The sequence below is a fragment of the Amycolatopsis nalaikhensis genome (assembly GCF_030264295.1).
Lineage (GTDB): Bacteria > Actinomycetota > Actinomycetes > Mycobacteriales > Pseudonocardiaceae > Amycolatopsis > Amycolatopsis nalaikhensis.
In genome coordinates, this window is sequence record NZ_CP127173.1 from 9654163 (window position 1) to 9674394 (window position 20232).

Genomic DNA, 20232 nt, shown 5'->3' on the forward strand with positions numbered 1-20232 from the left:
CCATCGGAGCCCTCCGGTCGCGGCGGTGCCACCCGGGCGTCCGGATGGCACCGCCTCTGGCGGATCGGCTCAGGAGCCGAAGACGAACCAGAAGAACGCGACGCTCGCCTTCTTGCCCGCCGCGTCGGTGACCGTCACCGTGACCTGCCTGCTGTCCGGCGTGGTCGGCGTCCCGGAGATCACCCCGGTGGCCGCGTTCAGCGACAGGCCCGGTGCCAGCGCGGTCGACGACCACCTGTACGGCGTCGTCCCGCCACTGGCCCGCAGCGCCAGGCCGGCCGCCTTGCCGACCCAGCTGTTCTGGTTGCCCGGGTTGGCCAGCGTCAGCGTCGACGGCTGCCCGCCGGTGACGGTCAGGCTGTAGTGCGTCGTCGCGGTCGACGTCGCGCTCTTGCCCGTGACCGTCACGTCGTACGTCCCCGCCGGGGTGCTCGCGCTCGTGCTGATCGTGAGCGTCGAGTGGCCGCCGGTGTCGATGCTCGCCGGGCTGAAGGCCGCGGTCGCGCCCGAGGGCAGGCCCGAGGCGGTCAGGCCGATCGCACCGGACGGCGGCGGGGTGCCGCCGCCGGGCAGGTGCGGGGCGATGTCCGCGGCGTACGTCGACACGCGGGCGTAGACCGCGTACCAGTCGCACGACGTCGACATCCACGAGAACACCCCGACGACCGTGGTGCCCACCAGGAACGGGCCGCCGCTGTCGCCGATGCACGCGCCCGCGTGGTGGTCGGCGTAGCCGGTGCACAGCATCGACGGCACCTTGTACTGCTCCTGGCCCCGGCTGTCGGTGTAGCGGCCCTTGCACGCGCTGTCCGGGGCGACCGGGACGTCGGCCTGGCGCAGCACCGTGCTGTAGGTGTTCGCGGCGATCTGGCCCCACCCGATCGAGAGCCCCATCGTCCCGGCCGCGTCCAGGTTCGGGTCGGTGTTGAGCTTCGGGTAGGTCGTGTTCGCCGGGACGGGCAGGTCGCGGTCCAGCTCGACGACCGCGATGTCCGCGCCGTCGCGCCAGTCCGTGTAGGCCGGGTGGACCCACTGCGACGCGATCTCCGCCGTGGTGCCGACGTTCTGGGTCAGGTCGTCGTCACCGTAGACGAACCACTTGTGGCCCGGCTTCTCCAGCAGGCAGTGCGCGGCCAGCAGCACCGTGTGCGGCCCGAACAGCGTGCCCGTGCAGGACTGCTGCCCCGGGAACGCCGAGCCCTCACGCCGCATCGACACGATGAACGGGTGCGCGGCCGTCGTGGTCGGGGTCCCGCCCACGACCGACGGGGACGCAGCTGCCGTGGCGGTCGCACTCACCGTGGTGCTCACCGGACTGCCCGCCGCGACGCTGCCCGAGGACGGCGAAGCGGACAGGCTGAAGTCACCGGTCGGCGGCGGGGTGTCGCCCCCGCCGAGCAGCTTCGCTCCCAGCGCGTCGGCCTTCGGGGAACCCCAGCCGGTGCACAGGTCGTAGCCGGTGCCCGCGCTGTAGGTGCCGTTGCTGCCCGAAGTGACGTCGTGGAACGTCGTCGCGTAGTCGGCCGAGCCCGCGATCCGGTAGATGTCCGGGTTCAGCTGCCCGAGCCGCGACTTCCCGCCGCCGAGCGACTTCTGGTTCAGCATCGCGACATAACCGGCCCACAGCGGCGACGACAGGCTGGTGCCGCCGACGTCGAGCCAGCCGCCGTTCAGGTACACCGAGAGTGCGCCGGCGCCGTAGTCGGCCAGCAGTGAGACGTCCGGCACGGACCGGTACTGGTTGGTGCCCGGCTGCCACGAAGGCCGCGCGTAGATCTTCGAGTAGGCGCCGCCGGAGCGGGTGTTGCCGCTGCTGCCCTGGTTCCAGCAGGTCTCCGACTGCCAGGTGCCGGCACCGTCGGACGTCCGCAGCTGCGTGCCGCCGACGCCGGTGAACAGCGGGTCGCTGGCCGGGTAGTCGGCCTGGATGGTCGAGTTGTCCCCCCGGTAGCCGCAGCCGGTGGCGCCCCAATCGCCGGAGGCCGACAGCATCGTGATGCCCTGCGCGGCCATCTGGGTGTACGAGTCGTGCGAGGCCGCGATCGGGTCGGCCTCGCAGACCTCGCCGTTCAGCCACGAGCCGGACAGGATGGTGATCTTGTTGTCCGACGCGATCTGCGCCATTTCGTGCACCCACGCCTGGTCGGAGTTGGGCGCGGAGTAGACGACCTGCTTGGCCCGCGGCGCGGTGGCGGCCACGGCCTGGATGTCGAGCGTGACCTCCATCTGGTCACTGCCCGGGCTGGGGACGCCGCCGTCGACCTTCACCAGCTCCGGGGTGACGGCCGGCTGCTTGAAGTACTGCGTCCAGGCGTCGATGTCCGCCTGCTTGAACGTGTCGAACTCGATGAGGCCGACCGTTTCCCCGGATCCGTCGTAGCTGCCGGACAGGCCGGACATGCTGTAGGCGGTGCGCAGCTGCGCCGGGGTGTACCCGCCGGCGGGTCCGGCCGGTCCGGCGGGGCCGCTCGCCCGGTGCGCGGCCGGCCGGTCGGTCAGCCCGGTGACGCCGCGGACGACGGCCGCGATGTCCGCGGGCACCGCGGTCGGCTTGGTGGCGTTGAAGAACCGCGCGCCGTCGGCACCGCGGAACCCGGCGATCGACGTGCCGAAGGCGCTCTCCACCGCGGACGGCGCACCCGACGCCGTGACGACCTGCCGGTTGCCGGTGACGTCCTCGACGTGCAAACCCTTGCCGGTCAAGTACTTCCGCACCTGCTCGACGGCGCCCGGGGTGGGCCCGAATCGCTCGGTGTACTCCGCGGCGCTCAGGTAACGGTGGTACAGCGGGGAACGCGGGTCCGCGGTGGCCGCGACATAGCGTTCCGCGCCCGCCGCGTCCCGCGGTTTCAGGGCGACCGAAACGGTGAGCTGCCCGGGCACGGCCGCGCCGTCCTCGGTGGCACCGGCCGGAACGGCGGGTGCCGTGCCCAGCGGCACCGACGGGGGTGGCGCGGCCGTGGCCGGTGGCGCCGAGAGAGCCGCCGTCGCCAGGAAAACGGCGGCGAGCAGTGCTGGTTTTCGCATGTGCTGCTCCGGTGTGGTGAGAGGGAGGAATACAGCACAACGGACGGTAAGAACCGCGCCACCCGATTCCCAGGCGATGTGGAAACCGCGCGCTCACGACGGAAAACCCGCTGGTCGGCGGCCCTCGTCCACAGAATTGCTACCAGGTCCAGCCGGTGCCGACGATGCCCGCGCGGACGTCCCGCACGGCGAAGGTCACCGTGTGGTCCGCGCCGAGGCGAAGGGGTTCCACCTGCCGCCGGGGCGCGGCGAGGTCGCGCTGCGCGAACCGGAGGACCGACGCCGGGGCGTCCGCGCCGAAACGCACCTGGCAGGTGTAGGAGGACGTCGGGCGGGTGATGCGGCGGTGGTAGCCGTGCACCGGACGGCCGGGCGGGAACACCAGCTCGTACTCGACCGCGGTCACCTCGCCCGCGGCCAGGACGCGGTCGAAGACCAGCTCGCCGACGAGCAGCCCGCTGGCCGGGTCGGCGCGGACGCGTCCCTGGCGGCAGCAATGCACGGCGGCGAACCGCGGCGCCGGTCGGCCACGGTCCTCGCTCTGGTAGTAGGTCAGCATCCGGGTGACGCCGTCGACCGCGGCCTCGGCGACCAGGCGCACGCGCAGCCGCCGCTCCTGCCGCTCGCCGACCTCCAGCTGGTCGTGCACCGACCAGAACCGCACCTGGTCCTCCGGCGGCGACCGCAGTTCGAGCGTCACGGGCCGTACCGACGGCCAGAGCCGACGTCGCTCCAGCAACGCCGTCCGCGGTTCGCGCGGCTCAGCGCGTTCGCCCGGGCCGAGCAGCGACGTCAAGGTGCCCGCGGTCAGGCCGAGCACCTGTTCCAGCTCGAACACCGCGTGCAGGGAGGCGTCCCGCCCGGGCCGGGAGCGTCCGTGCCGCCAGTAGGCCAGCGCGCTGCGCGAGACGGTCACCCCGCGGGCGGCCAGGTGCTCGCGAACCCGGTCGAGGGTGAGCCCGGCGTCGCTGATGGCGGCGTCCAAAGCGCTGGCGAAAGACGGCACGGGCCCACTCTCACGTCCGCGACGGCGTGCCTGCCAGCGACTTTCGTCGGTTCCCTCACCGGCGGTGACTGATCATGCTGGACGGGTGACTCGGTCGTCTCCGGGATCGTTCGCGGTCACGCTGGACGCCGCGATCGACGAGTCCGGGCTGTCGCTCGATCGGCTCCAGCACCACCTCGCCGCACGCGGCGTGCGGCTGTCGCGCTCGGCGCTGTCCTACTGGCGACGCGGGCGGTCGCAGCCGGAGCGCGAGAAGTCGATGGTCGCGATCACGCACCTGGAGTCCGTGCTGGGGCTGGAGGCGGGGGCGCTGACGTCGCGGCTGGGCCCGAAGGCGCCGCGCGGACGCTGGCTCGGCGAACCGGCGGACCGGATCGAGCGCCGGCGGTTGTGGCCGGAGCTGCGGACGCTGTCGGGCGAGCTGAAGCCACCCCCGGACGGCCAGCTGTCGTTCTGGTCGATCCACGACCGGGTGAGCCTCGACGAGCAGGGGTGCGAGCGGTCCCTGCAGGTGAGGATGGTCGCGGAGGCGGCGGTCGACGGCGTGGACCGGATGATGACGTACTACCAGGCGGACGGGCCGCTGACCGCGGAGCCGAGCTACCGGTACGTCCGGTTCGCCCGCCTGGGCCGGGTCCGCACGGACCGCGGGAGCGGCATGCTGGCGGGCGAGCTGCTGCTGGACCACGCGCTGGCGCGCGGCGAGGTGACGGTGGTGGAGTACGAGATCCGGTTCCCGCCGGGTTCGGCGATCGACCACTACCACCGGCGGTTCACCCGCTGTGTGCCGGAGTACGTGTGCCAAGTGCACTTCGGTCCGCGGGTGCCGCGGAGCGTGCGGTCTTATGAGCAGCGCGGGCTGGGCGGGCCGGAGCATCCGGGTAGTCCGCTGGCGGTGGGAGCCACGCACATCGCGACACTGGCGCTGAGGGACGTGCGGCCGGGGATCCGGGGCGCGGGCTGGGAATGGTGACCGCAATTCTGTGAACGTCCGCCCACGACCTGCGCGTTCTCCTCCGCCCACAGCAGCCGTCCACAAAGGTCTGGGCCGATCCTGATCATGGACCTACCTTCGCGGTGCCTCCCTTCACCCACACCGGAAAGGGCCCCACCATGCGACGTCCCCTGCTCACCCTGGCCGCCGTCCTCGCCTTCGCCTTCTCAACCACCTCCACCGCCGTCGCCGCGGAGCCGACGACCATGGCCGCCGCCTTCGGGACCGTTCCCGCCTCCTCCGCCGCCTCCGCCATCGGCGACATCTACCCCTCGAAGTGGCGGGATGTCCCGCAGGACTCCGTCGTCGACGACTGGAACATGTACAACCGCGAGTGCGTTTCGTGGGCCGCCTTCAACGTCGCCCGCCACGGCCGGAGCGCGGCCGACTACGGCGACGCCAAGTACTGGGACGACAACGCCCGCTCCCACGGCTTCCGCGTCGACAACACCCCGACCGTCGGCTCGATCGCCCAGACCGACTACGGCACCTACGGCCACGTCGCCATCGTCGACAGCGTCCACGGCGGCACCATCACCGTCGAGGACTACAACTGGACCGGCGACGGCCACTACCTCGTCCACGACGTGAACATCTCTTCCTACCGCTACATCCACTTCTACAACTGATCCGGGAGTCCCCCATGCCTGCCCTCAGCAGACGGCTTTTCCTGGCGACCACGGCGGTGGCCGCCGCGATCACCCTCACCCCCGTGGCGGCCGCGTCGACCGCCGCTACCGGGGCCCGCGCCTACGAGCAGGCCGGGCCGCACCAGACGGTCAAGGCCGCCGGCGACGCCGCGCACACCCTGTACTACCCCGCCGACATCGGCAGTGACACGGCGAAACACCCCGTCCTCATCTGGGGCAACGGCACCGGCGCCACGGTCGAGCAGTACGAAGTCCTGTTCACCCACCTGGCCAGCTGGGGATACGTCGTCGCGGCGGCGAACACCGGCCAGTCGGGCACCGGCCAGGAGATGCTCGACGGCGCGAAGTACCTCATCGCCGAGAACGGCCGCGCGGGAAGCGTTTTCCGGAACCACATCGACGTCGGCGCGATCGCGGCCGCCGGGCACTCGCAGGGCGGCGGCGGTGCGATCGCGGCCGGTGCCGACCCGCTGGTGAAGACGACCGTCCCGATCATGCCCGGCCCGCAGGGGAACGTGAACCTGCTGCACGGCCCGGCGTTCTTCGTCTCCGGCCAGCTCGACACGATCGTCCCGGCGTTCTACGTCAAGAGCCGCTTCCTGGCGTGCGACCAGGTCCCGGCGGTGTACGCCCAGCTCGCTGGGGCCACGCACTTCCTGCAGGGCGACACGAAGTACCGCCTGGTCGGCGCGATCACCGCGTGGCTGCAGTACCAGCTGGCGGGCGACCAGACGGCGAAGAGCGTGTTCTTCGGCTCGAGCCCGGCGTTGAAGGCGGACACGGCCGCGTGGTCGGACTTCGCCCGCAACAAGCTGGCCGACGCGGTCTAGCGGCTCGTGAGTGGCGATTCGGGTTAGAACCCTAATTGCCACTCACGACCACCACTCAACCCAAGGACTCCGGCACGTCGACAACACGGCTGCGCAGGTACTCGCCGAGCCCCTTCGCCTGCGGGTCCGGCCGGACCGACGCCGCCACGCCCGCGCCGAGGAGCCCGACCACCACGAAGTTGAGCGCCCGCAAGTTCGGCAGCTCGAACCGCCGGACTTCGAGGTCGGCCGCCTCGGGCAGCAGCTCCCGGAACCGGTCGACGTCGAGGAAAGACCGGAGCCAGGCGTACTCCGCGTCGGTCCGGGTCCACAGTCCGATGTTGGCGTTGCCGCCCTTGTCGCCGGACCGCGCACCGGCCACCTCTCCCAGCGGCACCCGCCGGGTCGGGCCCTCGAAAGAACAGGGTCCACAAGGGACGGTGTGCGCAGCGATCGGCCCGGACGGCGGGTGCGGGATCACCCGCCGGGTGCCGTCGGGCAGGGTGACGCGGTGCTCGACTTCGGCCGCCGGAACCACCGTCGGCCAGTAGACGCCGAAGCCGCTCTCCGCCGACGGCGGGGTCGTCGTGTGGAACCCCGGGTAGCCACCGAGCGCCAGCTCCATCGTCGTGTTCGAAAACCGGCGGCCCACCTTGGCCCGGTCCGGGTCCTTCACCGTGATCCGCAGGTGCGCGGTGGCCTCGGCATTGACGGCTGCGTCCGGGTGGTCGAACCGCAACAGCGTCACGTCGACCTCGGCGAACTGCTCCTTGCCGCCCAGCAGCTCGAACAGCTGCTGCTCGGCCCACGCGGCCTTCTCCTCGATGCGGGTGCCGGTGAGCACCAGGGTCATCGTGTTCCGGTAGCCGCCGTCGTGGTTGAGAGCCACCTTCAGCCGGTCGCCGGGCGGGCTGCCGCGGGTGCCGGTGATCCGCACGCGGTCGGGTCCGGCCTGCTCGAGCCGGACGGTGTCGAAGTGCGCGACCGCGTCCGGACCGGCGTAGGCCGGTTCGGCGATCTCGTACAGCAGCTGCGCGGTGACCGTGCCGACCGAGACCAGGCCGCCGGTGCCCTCGTGCTTGGTGATCACGCTCGAGCCGTCGGCCTCGACCTCGGCGATCGGGAAGCCCGGGTACCGGCGGTCGCTGATCTCTTCGAAGAACGCGTAGTTGCCGCCGGTGGCCTGCGGGCCGCACTCGATCACGTGGCCCGCGGCCATCGCCCCCGCGAGCGCGTCGAAGTCCGTCGGCGCCCAGCCGTGCCACCAGGCCGCCGGGCCGGTCACCAGCGACGCGTCGGTAACGCGGCCGGTCACGACGACGTCGGCGTCGGCCGCCAGCGCTTCGGCGATGCCCCAGCCGCCCAGGTAGGCGTTGGCGGTCACCGGCGTCACCCCGGCTTCGGCGAGCTTGCGCCCGGTGTCGAGGTGGGCCAGGTCGTGCCCGGCCGCCTGCAGGTCCTCCAGCCGGTCGACGAGGTCGTCGCCGTCCACGTAGGCGATCTTTGGGTGCAGGCCCAGCCGTCCGGCGAGCGCGGCGACTTCGTCGGCGAGTCCTGGCGGGTTGAGGCCACCGGCGTTCGACACGATCCGGATCCCGCGGTCCAGGCAGGTGCCCAGCACCTCTTCGAGCTGGGTGAGGAACGTCTTCGCGTAGCCCGCGGCCGGGTCCTTCCGCCGCGCTTTCCAGAGGATCAGCATGGTCAGCTCGGCGAGGTAGTCGCCGGTGAGGACGTCGATCGGGCCGCCGTCGACCATCTCCCGCGCCGCCGCGAGGCGGTCGCCGTAGAAGCCGGAGCAGTTCGCGATCCGGATCGGGCGCCTCATGCGTGGCTCCGTTCGCGGCCGGGCCCGGGCGCTCCGGCGAAGGCTTGGGCGATCCCGATCCACTCACGGGCCACCGGTCCGGTGACGACGAGCCCGGTGTCGTCGACATGCCGACGCTGGGTGACCGTCAGGCAGAAGTCGAGCGCGGTGCCCTCCACGCGGTCGGCGGCGTCCGCGTCGCCCCACGTCCACAGTGGACCGGAGGGCGCGCGCAGCTCCACCCGGATCGGCGCCGTCGGCACCTCGCGGCCGTTGAGCCGGAAGCTGAACGCGGTCGTCGAGACGCCGAGGTGGGCGATGTGCCGCAACCGGTCGGTCGCCGGGCGGGTCACGCCGAGCGCGTCGGCGATGTCCTGGCCGTGCGCCCAGGTTTCCATGATCCGCGCGGTGACCGAAGAAGCCACGCTCATGTCGGGTCCGTACCAGGGCAGCCGGGCGCGCGGGTCGCGGCCGCGGAACGCCGTGACGAACCCGGCGCGCGCCCGCGCGAACCACGCCCGGGTTTCGGCCGCCCTCAGGCCCGCGTGCTGGACGGCGACGCGGTCGGGGAAGTCCATGCCGTCGGCCATCAACGCCGACGCCTCCTCCCGGAAGCCGCCGGGATCGACCGCGGCCCGCGTCGCGGCTTCGTCGAAGAAGGCCAGGTGCGTGACCTGGTCGCGGATCGTCCACCCGGCGGCGGGCGTCGGCCGGGCGATCCCGGCGTCGTCCAGCGGGCCGATCATCGCGTCGACGTCAGCGGCTTCGGCGAGCAGGTCGTCGAGGAGCGCGTCCAGCGAGACGGCCATGTCAGCGTCCTTCCCACACGGGCGTGCGCTTTTCGCGAAACGCCGCCGGGCCTTCCTGCGCGTCCCGCGAGCGGTACACCGGGGCCCAGATCTCCTCGGCGCGCTCGTAGACGTCGGCGCGGGACAGGTAGGCGGTCCGCTTGGCCGCACGCACCGAAAGCGGCGCGTTGGCGGCGATCCGCTCGGCGAGCGCCTGCGTCCGGGACCGCAGCTCGGCCGCCGGGACGACGTCGTTGACCAGCCCGACCTCCCGCGCCCGGTGGGCGTCGATCGGGTCGCCGGTCAGCAGGATCTCCATGGCGACCCGCGGCGGCACCAGCCAGGACAGCGGGGCGGCCCACGGCGCGCCCCGGCCCACCTTCACCTCGGTCACCGCGAACAGCGCGTGCTCGGCCGCGACGACGAGGTCGCACTGCTGGGCCAGCAGGAATCCCCCGGCGTAGGCGACGCCGTTGACCGCGGCGATCGTCGGCTTGGGCACGTCGACGTTCCGCCCGAACTGCGGCAGGAAGTCCGGCGGCGGGATTTCCAGTGCCGTCTCGGCCATTTCCTTGAGGTCGCCACCCGCGCAGAACGCCTTGTCCCCGGCCCCGGTCAGCACGAGCACGGCGGCCGAGTCGTCGGCGACGAACCGCCGGGTGCCCGCCCACAACCCGTCGCGGACCTCTTTGGACAGTGCGTTGCGCGCTTCGGGGCGGTCGATCGTCAGCCAGGCGACGCCATTGTGCACCTCGTAGGAAATCACTCCACCACCGCCAGCACCTGGCCGGTGTCGACCTGGTCGCCTTGACGCACCCGCAGTTCGGCGACCGAGCCGTCGATCGGCGCGGTGACGGTGTGCTCCATCTTCATCGCCTCCAAGACCACGAGCGCTTGCCCGGCCACGACGTTTTCCCCGGCCTCGACGAGCACCCGCACCACCGCACCGGGCATCGCGGCGAGCAGCGACCCGGCGGCCGCGGCGGCGTCCGGGTCCGCGAAGCGCGGGACTTCGGCGAGCGCCGCCGCCCCGTCCGCGCCGTCCACATAGGACGTTCCGGCGCGGGTGTGCACGCGGTAGGTGCGGTGGACGCCGTCGATCTCCAGCTCGACGAGGTCGGGTTCCGCCGAGAGCAGCCGCACGGAGTCGCCGAGCGGTGCGCCGTTGACGGTGAGCCGGAGACCGGACCGGCGGACCGAGTAGGCGACGTCCAGGGTGTCGCCGCCGCTGACGTACGCGACCCGTTGCGGGACGCCGCCGACGTTGCGCCAGCCGGAGGGCATCTGGGCAGGACCCGCGCGTCCCGGCGGTGGCGGGCCTGCCGGGCCAGCGCCGCGGCCGCGGCCTGCCGGGCGCCGCCGCCTTCGGGCGCGCCGAGGGCGACGGGGTCGTGCCGCATCAGGTATCCCGTGTCCGTGTGACCGGCCAGGAACTCGGCCTCGCCGAGGATGCCGACGAGGAGGTCGCGGTTGGTCGTCACGCCGTGGAGTTCGGCGTGCCGCAACGCGCGGGCCAGCGTGCGCGCGGCTTCGCGGCGGGTGCGGCCGTGGGCGATCACCTTGGCGAGCATCGGGTCGTAGTGCGGGCCGACCACCGAGCCGTCGACGACCCCGGAGTCGACGCGGACACCCCGCGCCGCCGGGACGCGGAACCGGTGCAGGGTCCCGGTGGCGGGCAGGAACCCGGCCGGGACGTCCTCGGCGTAGAGCCGCACCTCGATCGCGTGCCCGGTGATCCGCGCGCCCGTGACCTCGGGCGGCAGCGGCTCCCCCTCGGCGACGCGCAGTTGCAGCTCGACCAGGTCCAGGCCGGTGACCAGCTCGGTCACCGGGTGCTCGACCTGCAGCCGGGTGTTGACCTCCAGGAAGTAGAACCGGCCGTCGCGGTCCAGCACGAACTCGACGGTGCCGGCGCCGGTGTAGCCGATGGCCTTCCCGGCGGCGACCGCCGCGGCACCGAGCTCGGCGCGCAGGGCGTCGTCGACCGCCGGGGACGGGCACTCCTCGACGATCTTCTGGTAGCGGCGCTGGATCGAGCACTCCCGCTCGAACAGGTGCACCACTTCGCCGTGCGTGTCGCCGAGGATCTGCACCTCGACGTGCCGCGGGTCGACGACGAACCGTTCCAGGAACACGGTTCCGTCGCCGAACGCGGACGCGGCCTCGCGTCGGGCACCTTCGACGGCCTCGGCGAGCGCGGCGGCGTCGTGGACCACGCGCATGCCGCGGCCACCACCGCCGAACGCGGCCTTGACCAGCACCGGGAAGCCGATGGACGCGGCCACCGCGGCGAGGTCGGTGTCGTCGGAGACGGTCGCGCCCGGCAGCACCGGGACCCCGGCGGCGTCCATCAGGGCCTTGGCTTCCAGCTTCGAGCCCATCGACGCGATGGCGTCCGGAGACGGGCCGACGAACGTCAGCCCGGCCGCGGCGCAGTCGCGGGCGAACCCGGCGTTCTCCGACAGGAACCCGTAGCCGGGGTGGACCGCGTCGGCGCCGGTGGCGCGGGCCGCGGCGATGACGAGGTCACCCCGCAGGTACGTCTCGGACGGCGCGGCGCCGGGCAGCCGGACCGCCTCGTCGGCGAGCCGGACGAACGGGGCGCCCGCGTCCGGGTCGGAGTACACCGCGACGGTGGCGATCCCGAGGTCGTGCGCGGTGCGCATGACCCGCGCCGCGATCTCCCCGCGGTTGGCGACCAGCAGTTTCGTGATCATCGGCCTCACATCCGGAAGACGCCGAAGCCACGCCGGCCCTCGACGCGGTTGGAGTGGACGGCGGACAGCGACATCCCCAGCACGTCGCGCGTGTCGCGGGGGTCGACGATGCCGTCGTCGTAGAGCCGCGCGGTGACGGCGAAGGCGTGCGACTCGCGTTCGATCTGGCTCTCGATCGCCGCGGTGCGCCGCCGGTCGGCGTCTTCGTCGAACTCGCGGCCCTGCGACGCCGCCGACGCGCGCCCGACGATCGACATCACCCCGGCGAGCTGGGCCGCGCCCATCACCGCGAGCTTCGCGCCCGGCCAGGCGAACATCAGCCGCGGGTCGTAGGCGCGCCCGGACATGCCGTAGTTGCCGGCCCCGAACGAGGACGCCATGTTGACCGTCAGGTGCGGCACCGTGCTGTTGGTGACGGCGTTGATCATCTTGGCGCCGTCCTTGATGATGCCGCCCTGCTCGTACTGCGTGCCGACCATGTAGCCGGTCGTGTTCTGCAGGAACACCAGCGGCACGTCGGTCTGGTTGGCGAGCAGGATGAACTCGCTGGCCTTCTTGGCTTCCTCGCTGAAGAGCACGCCGCGGTGGTTGGCGAGCACGCCGACCGGATAGCCGTGGATGCTCGCCCAGCCGGTCACCAGCGACGTGCCGTAGAGCGGCTTGTACTCGTCGAAGTCGGAGCCGTCGACGGTGCGGGCCAGGATTTCGCGCGGGTCGAAGGGCACCTTGGTGTCCGGCGGCACGATGCCGAGGATCTCCTCGGGGTCGTAGCGCGGCGGTTCGGGGTTCGGGCGCGGCGCCGGGCCGAGCTTGCACCAGTTGATCCGGGAGACGATGCGGCGGCCGAGCCGGATGGCGTCGCGTTCGTCGACGGCGAAGTAGTCCGACAGGCCCGAGACGCGGGAGTGCATTTCCGCCCCGCCCAGCGACTCGTCGTCCGCCTCCTCGCCGGTCGCCATCTTGACCAGCGGCGGGCCGCCCAGGAACACCTTGGCCTGCCGGTCGACGAGCACCGCGTAGTCGCACATGCCGGGCACGTACGCGCCACCGGCGGTCGAGTTGCCGAACACGATCGCGACCGTAGGGATGCCCAGCGACGACAGCTCGGTCAGCTCGTGGAAGATCCGCCCGGCGGGCACGAACAGGTCGGCCTGCGTGGGCAGGTCGGCGCCACCGGACTCGACGAGGTTGATCACCGGAAGCCGGTTCACGCGGGCGATCTCCAAGGCGCGCAACGTCTTCCGCAGCGAGTACGGGTTCATCGCGCCGCCGCGGACGGTCGGGTCGTGCCCGATGATCACGCACTCCACATCGGACACGACGCCGATGCCGGTGAGCACGGAGGCGCCGACCGTGAAGTCGGTGCCCCACGCCGCGAGCGCGGACAGTTCGAGGAACGGGCTGTCCGGGTCGAGCAGCAGTTCCAGCCGTTCGCGCACCGGCAGCTTGCCGCGGTCGCGGTGCCGCTGGACGTAGCGCTCACCACCCCCGGCGATGGCCAGCTCGAGCTGTTCCTCCAGCCGCGCCAACGCTTCCAGCTGCGCCTTGCGGTTGGTGGCGTAGCTTTCGGCGGAGACGTCGAGCAGGGACTTCAGGACGGTCATGCGGTGCCCCCGTAGTGCCCGGCGTGCCGCTCCCGGACCACGTTCTTCTGGATCTTCCCGGTCGAGGTGCGCGGCAGCTCGTCGGCGACGATCACGGCTTTCGGGACCTTGTAGCCGTCGAGCCGGTCCTTCAGCCGCCGCCGCAGGTCGTCGCCGTCGATCCGGGCGCCCGGCTTCGGCACGACCACCGCCGTGATCGCCTCGGTCCACCGCTCGTGCGGCAGCCCGACCACCACGACCTCGGCGACGTCCGGCTCGGTGTCGTAGACCGCCCGCTCCACCTCGATCGAGGCGACGTTCTCGCCGCCGGTCTTGATGACGTCCTTGTAGCGGTCGGCGAACCAGAGCACCCCGTCCGGTCCGAAGAAGCCGACGTCGCCGGAGTGGAACCAGCCGTGCCGGAACGCCTCCGCCGTCGCCTCGGGGTTGCGCAGGTACTCCTGCATGGTCGACGGCGCCCGGTAGACGATCTCCCCCTGCTCGCCGCGCGGCAGCAGGTTCCCGTCCGGGTCCATGATCCCGACCTGGACGCCGGTGAGCGGCGTGCCGACCGCGCCGACGTGCGAAAGCTGGTGCTCGGGCCGGAAGAGCGTGGTGATCGGGCTCATCTCGGTCTGCCCGAACAGCAGCGCGAAGTCGCAGCCGAAGCCGTCGAGGCACGCCTTGATCTGCGCTTCCGGCATCGGGGCCATCGCGTACACCGCGCGGCGCAGGGACGACAGGTCGCGGTCGGCGAAGGACGGGTGGTCCAGCGCCGCGCGGTACATCATCGGCAGGCCGAAGACCTGGGTGATGCCTTCGCGTTCGATCGTGTCGAGGAAACGCTCCGGGTCGAAGCCGCGGTGGACGTGGATCGTGGCGCCGACGACGACCGCGGGCGTGCAGAAGGCGTTCAGCTGCGCGGTGTGGAACATCGGCATCATCGCGAGGAACCGGTCGTCGGCGCGCCAGCCCGAGTCGAGCGCGGCCGACATCGACTCGAGGTGGATCGCCAGGTGCGTGCCGACGACACCCTTCGGCGCCGCCGTCGTACCCGAGGTGTACAGATAGGACAGTGGGGCGCGGTCCTCCACCACGACTTCGGGGGCGGACGTGTCGTCCGAGAGCACGTCGTCGAAGTCCAGCCCCTCGGCGGCACCGCCGGTGCCGGGCGCGAGGATCACGTCGGCCACCGCGGGGACCTGCGCCACCGCGGGCGCGACGGCGTCGGCGAGCTGGCGCTCCACGACGATGCCGCGGGCCCGCGAGTGCTCGAGCACGTAGGCGACTTCGCCGCTGCGCCAGCCGAGGTTGATCGGGACGCAGACGAGCCCGAGCTTGGCGCAGGCGTAGTAGACGGCGAGGAACTCGGCGCTGTTGGCCGACGCCAGCGCGAGGGCGTCCCCGGTCGTGTAACCGCGGGCGGTGAGGCCGTGCGCGAGCCGGTTGACCCAGGCGTCGAACTCGCCGTAGGTCCAGCGCCGGTCCCCGTCGACGACGGCGGGGGTCTCCGGCCGGGCGAACGCGACGCGGGTCAGCGCGTCCCCGACGTTGACGCGGTGGACGAGGTTGTGGTCCGTCATCAGTCCTCCTAATAGGACCGGGGCAGCCCGAGGCTGTGCTGCGCGACGAAGTTGAGGATCATTTCGCGGTTCACCGGGGCGATCCGCAGCAACCGGGCCAGCCCCCAGTACGGCAGCAGCCCGAAGTCCGCCGAGACGCCGTTGCCGCCGTGGGTCTGGATCGCGGCGTCGACGGCGGCCAGCGCGGCCTCCGCGGCGGCGTACTTGGCCATGTTCGACGCCTCGCCCGCGGGCAGCCCGCGGTCGTGCAGGGCGGCCGCGCGGTGCGTCATCAGCGCGGCCAGTTCGGTTTCGATCTTGGCCTTCGCGAGGGCGTGCGAAACCCCTTGGTGGGCGCCGATCGGGCGGTCCCACACCGTGCGGTCCCGCGCGTAGCGGCTCGCGACGTCGAGGGCGTAGCGCGCGATGCCGACGCAGAGCGCGGCGCCGGTGATGCGTTCGGGATTGAGGCCGTGGAAGACCTGGCGGAAGCCTTCGCCCTCCTCGCCGACGAGGGCCGTCCCGGGCAGCCGGACGCCGTCGAAGCGCAGGGTGAACTGCTTTTCCGGGAGCATGACGTCCACCGGCAGCGGGGTGACCGTGAGGCCCGGCGCGTCCACCGGCACCAGGAACAGCGAAAGCCGGGCTGTGCCATCGGGATCGCGGCCCGTGCGGGCGACCAGCAGCAGCGCGTCGGCGGTGTCGACGCCGGAGATGTAGTACTTCTCGCCGTCGACCACCCACTCGTCGCCGTCGCGGCGGGCGGTGGTGGCCAGCTTGTGGGTGTTGGACCCGGCGTCGGGCTCGGTGATGGCGAAGACGACCTTGCGCCGCCCGCTCGCCAGGCCGGGGAGCCACTCCTTGCGCTGCTCCGGCGTGCCGAACTCGGTGAGCACCTCGGCCGAGATGGCCTCGGTGACCAGGAGCAGCAGGATCGGCGCGCCTTTCGCCGCGCTCTCCTCGATCACGACGGTCAGCTCGGCGAGTCCGCCGCCGCCCCCGCCGTACTCCTCGGGGATGTTGACGCCGATGAACCCCGCGTCGCCGAGCGCGTGCCACAGCTCGGTGCATTCCCGGCCCTCGCGGGCGTGCTCGACGTAGTAGCGGCCGCCGAACGGGGCGGCGATGGCGGCCACCGCGGCCCGGAGGTCACGGGTCTCATCGCTTTCGAGCACGTCCACACCGACGCTCCTTAGTGATTTGCTATTCACTAATAGCGCACCGTAGCGTCCGTCTGCGAGGATGACAAGATGACGGCATCCACTCCAGTCACCCGCCGCAAGCGCGACCCCGAGCGGCGCGAGCGGATCCTGACCGCCGCCGCCAAGCTCACCGCGCGGCGCGGGTTCCACGCGATCGGCATGGCCGACATCGGGGCGGAGGCCGGCATCGTGGGCTCCGGCGTCTACCGGCACTTCGAGAACAAGGACGCCATCCTGGTCGCGCTGCTCGACCGCGTGATGACCCGGCTGCAGGACGGCGCCGCGGCGATCCTCGCCGCCGGGCCGGACGACCGGGCCGTGCTGTCCGGGCTGATCAGGGACCACGTCCGGGTCGCGATCGAGGATCGCACGGTGCTCGCGGTCTACCACCGCGAGGTGCACAACCTGCCCGAGGACGAGCGGCGGCGGCTGCGGCGGCTGCAGCGCCACTACCTCGAGGACTGGGTCCACGTGCTCGCCCCGCTGCGGCCCGACCTCGCCGACGGCGAGCTCCGGCTGGCCGTGCACGCGGCGATCGGCGCGGTGCAGTCCACGCTCTTCTTCCGCAGCGGCCTGGCGCCCGAGCGGCTGGCGGAGCTGCTGGAGGAGATGGCGCACGCCTGCCTGGGCGTGACCTGCGCACCGACGTCGTCAGTGAATCGCGAATAACTATTTTCTTGCGTCGGTGACCTGGGTCACGGCATGCTGGTCGGCGGCAGCGACGGCGAAGGAGCCCCGGCATGACCGCGACCGACCACACCGCAGCCCTGATCGACGTCGAGACGCTGCGCGGCCGCCGCGCCGTGCACCGCTGGGAGCGGACGTCGATCGGCGACGTCTTCGAGCGCCTCACCTGGAGCCGTCCGGACCAGGTGGCCCTCGCCTCGGCCGACGGCGCCCACGGTGAAGACCGGTTCGCCGCGGTCACCTACCGCCAGGCCGACGAGGCCGCCAACCAGCTCGCCCACGCACTGGCCGCGGCAGGCCTGTCCCCCGGCGACCGCGTGCTGCTGTTCTGCGAGAACACCGTCGAGGCGTTCCTGGCCAAGATCGGGATCGCCAAGGCGGGCATGGTCGCCGTCCCGCTGAACCCGGGTCTCGCACCCGACGTCCTCGCCCACCTCGTCCGGCTCACCGAACCACGGCTGGCGATCGTCGACGCGGAACTCTGGCCGCGGCTGGACGGTGTCGCGGACCTGCGCGTGGGCGCCACGATCACGGTCGGCGGCGGCCCGGTCGCGGGCAGCCCGTCGTTCGGCGCGTTCCTCGAGGGGCACCCGGTCACCGAGCCCGACGTCGAGATCCACGGCGACGACATCTTCCAGCTGCTGTTCACCTCCGGCACGACCGCGCTGCCGAAAGGCGTGATGCTGTCCCACAGCTACGTCCACCTGGGCGGGCTGAACTTCGCGCTCTCGCTGACGCGCGGCCTGCGGCACGAGGCCGACCTGCGGGTCTGCACGTTCCTGCCGATGATCTACCACGTCGGTGACGCGCTGTTCACGTATTCGACGTTCTTCGCGGGCGGCACGCTCACCCTGGGCCGCCGTCCCGCACCCGGCCCGGTTGCCGCCGCGCTCGCCCGCTCCCGCGCGACCGCGGTCTGGGCGGGTTCGCCCCAGTTCGTGGCGGCACTGGCCGACGAGCTGGACGCGCACCCGGAGCTGGACGTGACGTCGCTGACGGCGTTGGTCTACGGCTGGGGCGCCCTGTCCCCCGCGCTGCTGCGACGACTCGAAGCCCGCACGGCGCCGGGGTTCGTCGCGGTCGGCATCTTCGGCCAGACGGAAGCCATCGCCTGCCACCGGTTCTGGCCGAGCGCGTGGCCGGAGGTGCACGCGCGCACGGCGCCCGCGATGAACTACGTCGGCGTGCCGAGCGGCCTGCTGGCGTCGGAGGTGGTCGACGAGCTGGGCGAGCCGGTCCGCGGCACCCCGGGCGAAGCGGTCTACCGGTCCCCGATCATGACGGCGGGCTACTACCGCGACGAGGCGGCGACGCGAGAGGCGTTCCGCGACGGGTGGTTCCACTCGGGCGACTCGGTGGTGGTCGACGAAGACGGCCTGCGCGTGATGGTCGACCGCTACAAGGACATCGTGAAGACGGGCGGCGAGAACGTCTCGAGCATGCGGGTGGAGGCGGTGCTGCACGAGCACCCGGCGGTCTTGCGAGCGGCGGTGATCGGGATCCCGCACGAGCACTGGGGCGAAGCGGTCACGGCGGTCGTCGTCCCGCGCCCGGGTGCCGACCCGGCGGAGGCCGAGCTGATCGCGTACTGCCGCGAACGCTTGGCGGGCTACGAAACCCCGAAGGCGGTGGTGTTCGCGGAAGCGCTTCCCGAGACCGTGGGCGGGAAGATCCTCAAGTACAAGCTCCGGGCCCGGCACCAGGACCTGTACGGCTAGCCGCGCCCGGCCGGCCGCGGTCTTCGCGAAACTGATCCGGCTGGTCCTCATATGCCCGAAAACTCCCCGAGTCCGCGCCGCCTTGTCCAGTCTGTCGGGACTGCGACACCCGATAACCAGGGCGCATGATCATGTCGGTCGTCAACCCCGCCGACCTCCGGGCGGCGCGCAGAAGGTGGACGAGGCCTGCACCCATTTCGAAGGTCAACCAGGCCGCCGGCCTGCACGAGACGAACGAACTGCGCAGCGAAGCGGTCTTCACGCGGATCTCCGGCCTGCTCGACCAGAGTGGCGGTGAACCCCGCCTGCACGGCATGCTGAAAAGCCTCGCCGAAGCCGACACCGGCGATCCGAACGTGCCGGTCCCGATGTACGTCGACATCTGGAAAATCGACATCGACGCGCCGAACGACAAGGAGTTCAGATCCGGCGAGCTGATCACCGCCCTGGATTGGAACGCCTATTCGATCCTCGCCGGCTCCGCTCGGAAGGACCCGAAACCGGAACTGGTGGTCGAGCAGTTCTTCCACCACGCCGACGTGCTGACCGGCCAGGACGTCGGCGCGGTCCCGCCGCACGCCGAAACCGTGCGCGAAGAGCTGGAAGTGATCTCCGGCGGCTGGGTCGAACGGGCGCTCGACCGGATCGAAGAGGCCCGGATCCGCCGGCCCCACCAGCGGGCCACCGACGACGGCACGACCTTCAGGGTCTGGGCCGATCTCTTCGACCACTTCAACACCGACAGCGCGCTGTGGGAGGAGAGCTGGACCTCGGGCGGCGCCGCGCGGGAGCGGTTCGAAGACCTCAGGCGCTGGTACGACGGGAAGGGCATGCTCGACAACTACCGGCTGTCCGCGCTCGAGCAGCTGAGCAACTGCCTCGCGGGCTTCGCCGCGGTCATCCACGGCGCACGCTTCGACCTCGACAACCTCATGGGAGTCTGCGTCGACCGGGTCCGCGCCTGGAACAATGCTGTTGTCGAACGTCGCCGGAGCCGTCACCGCGGAGACCGGCCTCGACAAGGCCCTCATCGCCGTCGACGTCATCAACGGGATCACCGGGGAATTGAACCGCTCGAAGAAGATCGACACGTCCGAGCAGTGCGGCTCCACGCGATCCGCGACTCGTTCCCCGCCGCTCCCACGTGGTGACGAACGGGCCCGCGGCCGCAGTTCGCCCGGCCGTTGCGCCGATCAGGTGACAGCCGTCGGTCTCCCTCAACCCAAGATCACCGTCGGCCGTGTCGGCTTCGCACGGTGACGGAAGGGGAGAAATCGTGAAAACGCGCGCTTTGGCACTGGCCGGGATGGTCGTCGCGGCCACTTCGGGACTCGTCGGCCCGGCGGTCGCCGGCACCACCGACACCGAGGTTGTCTGTTACGCCAACGCGTTGTGCAACCGCTCCACCGGCGGCGGCCAAACCGTCTCGACGGTCTACGCCTGGCGGCAGCTCAGCGAGACCGGCGCGACGGGGTTCTTCGAAGTCTTCGGCCCCAACGGGTTCAAGCGGACCGGGCCTACCGATCAGGAGGTCGACCACACCTTCGTCCTGAACCGGACCTTCCCGAACGGCTCACTGATCTGCGTGTCGTTCTGGCGGAAGAACGCGGACGGTTCCTTCACCAAGTTCAAGGGCGTGAACGGCAACGCCTGCACGTCCGTCCCCATCTTCGGCGCCTGAGGCC

Annotated in this window: 15 protein-coding genes and 1 pseudogene; 7 read left to right on the forward strand and 9 right to left on the reverse strand. The window is 71.8% G+C overall.

Translation table 11 applies throughout. The features are described from left to right. Positions 1 to 69: 69 nt before the first annotated feature. Both QP939_RS46885 and QP939_RS46890 read right to left on the reverse strand, forming a co-directional pair. Entirely contained in the window at positions 70 to 3027 is a 2958-nt protein-coding gene (locus QP939_RS46885; RefSeq protein ID WP_285453342.1) for a trypsin-like serine protease, read from the reverse strand. 139 nt (positions 3028 to 3166) lie between these two features. Then, positions 3167 to 4033, reverse strand: coding sequence for an XRE family transcriptional regulator (locus tag QP939_RS46890; RefSeq protein WP_285453344.1), 867 nt, complete (start codon positions 4031 to 4033; stop codon positions 3167 to 3169). 85 nt (positions 4034 to 4118) lie between these two features. Between QP939_RS46890 and QP939_RS46895 the strand changes: the two genes are divergently transcribed. The 3 genes from QP939_RS46895 to QP939_RS46905 all read left to right on the forward strand — a co-directional run bounded on the left by QP939_RS46895 (position 4119) and on the right by QP939_RS46905 (position 6507). Further along, on the forward strand, positions 4119 to 5006 hold the full coding sequence (locus QP939_RS46895; protein ID WP_285453346.1) for an XRE family transcriptional regulator: 888 nt from the start codon (positions 4119 to 4121) through the stop codon (positions 5004 to 5006). A 140-nt stretch (positions 5007 to 5146) separates the two neighbouring features. After that, on the forward strand, positions 5147 to 5656 hold the full coding sequence (locus tag QP939_RS46900) for a CHAP domain-containing protein (protein WP_285453347.1): 510 nt from the start codon (positions 5147 to 5149) through the stop codon (positions 5654 to 5656). A 14-nt stretch (positions 5657 to 5670) separates the two neighbouring features. Then, positions 5671 to 6507 carry a poly(ethylene terephthalate) hydrolase family protein gene (locus QP939_RS46905; RefSeq protein ID WP_285453348.1) on the forward strand — a complete coding sequence of 279 codons (837 nt, stop codon included), beginning with the start codon at positions 5671 to 5673 and terminating at the stop codon, positions 6505 to 6507. A 55-nt stretch (positions 6508 to 6562) separates the two neighbouring features. Here QP939_RS46905 and QP939_RS46910 read toward each other — a convergent pair whose 3' ends face one another. The 7 genes and pseudogenes from QP939_RS46910 to QP939_RS46940 all read right to left on the reverse strand — a co-directional run bounded on the left by QP939_RS46910 (position 6563) and on the right by QP939_RS46940 (position 16121). After that, positions 6563 to 8311 carry an acyclic terpene utilization AtuA family protein gene (locus QP939_RS46910; protein WP_285453349.1) on the reverse strand — a complete coding sequence of 583 codons (1749 nt, stop codon included), beginning with the start codon at positions 8309 to 8311 and terminating at the stop codon, positions 6563 to 6565. After that, positions 8308 to 9099 carry a TIGR03084 family metal-binding protein gene (locus tag QP939_RS46915; RefSeq protein WP_285453350.1) on the reverse strand — a complete coding sequence of 264 codons (792 nt, stop codon included), beginning with the start codon at positions 9097 to 9099 and terminating at the stop codon, positions 8308 to 8310. Before QP939_RS46915 ends, QP939_RS46910 begins: the two co-directional genes overlap by 4 nt. Position 9100: 1 nt before the next feature. Continuing rightward, complete coding sequence (locus QP939_RS46920) at positions 9101 to 9844, reverse strand: enoyl-CoA hydratase/isomerase family protein (RefSeq protein WP_285453351.1); 744 nt, start codon at positions 9842 to 9844, stop codon at positions 9101 to 9103. Continuing rightward, positions 9841 to 11795, reverse strand: a pseudogene (locus tag QP939_RS46925) (acetyl/propionyl/methylcrotonyl-CoA carboxylase subunit alpha). The gene QP939_RS46920 and the pseudogene QP939_RS46925 overlap by 4 nt, the downstream one beginning before the upstream one ends. Before the next feature lie 5 nt (positions 11796 to 11800). Then, positions 11801 to 13399, reverse strand: coding sequence for an acyl-CoA carboxylase subunit beta (locus QP939_RS46930; RefSeq protein WP_285453352.1), 1599 nt, complete (start codon positions 13397 to 13399; stop codon positions 11801 to 11803). Then, entirely contained in the window at positions 13396 to 14961 is a 1566-nt protein-coding gene (locus tag QP939_RS46935; RefSeq protein WP_285453353.1) for an AMP-binding protein, read from the reverse strand. The genes QP939_RS46930 and QP939_RS46935 overlap by 4 nt, the downstream gene beginning before the upstream one ends. Before the next feature lie 8 nt (positions 14962 to 14969). Continuing rightward, positions 14970 to 16121, reverse strand: a complete 1152-nt coding sequence (locus tag QP939_RS46940; protein WP_285453355.1) for an acyl-CoA dehydrogenase family protein — start codon at positions 16119 to 16121, stop codon at positions 14970 to 14972. A 69-nt stretch (positions 16122 to 16190) separates the two neighbouring features. Here QP939_RS46940 and QP939_RS46945 point away from each other — a divergent pair, with 69 nt between their 5' ends. The 4 genes from QP939_RS46945 to QP939_RS46960 all read left to right on the forward strand — a co-directional run bounded on the left by QP939_RS46945 (position 16191) and on the right by QP939_RS46960 (position 20228). Continuing rightward, a complete protein-coding gene (locus tag QP939_RS46945; protein WP_285453357.1) occupies positions 16191 to 16811 on the forward strand; it encodes a TetR/AcrR family transcriptional regulator in 621 nt (206 codons plus the stop codon). 71 nt (positions 16812 to 16882) lie between these two features. Further along, positions 16883 to 18547 carry an AMP-binding protein gene (locus tag QP939_RS46950; protein ID WP_285453358.1) on the forward strand — a complete coding sequence of 555 codons (1665 nt, stop codon included), beginning with the start codon at positions 16883 to 16885 and terminating at the stop codon, positions 18545 to 18547. Between the two features lie 125 nt (positions 18548 to 18672). After that, complete coding sequence (locus QP939_RS46955; RefSeq protein ID WP_285453359.1) at positions 18673 to 19698, forward strand: hypothetical protein; 1026 nt, start codon at positions 18673 to 18675, stop codon at positions 19696 to 19698. 125 nt (positions 19699 to 19823) lie between these two features. Further along, positions 19824 to 20228: a hypothetical protein gene (locus tag QP939_RS46960; protein ID WP_285453360.1), complete on the forward strand. Its 405-nt coding sequence runs from the start codon at positions 19824 to 19826 to the stop codon at positions 20226 to 20228. The last annotated feature ends 4 nt before the right edge of the window (positions 20229 to 20232 follow it).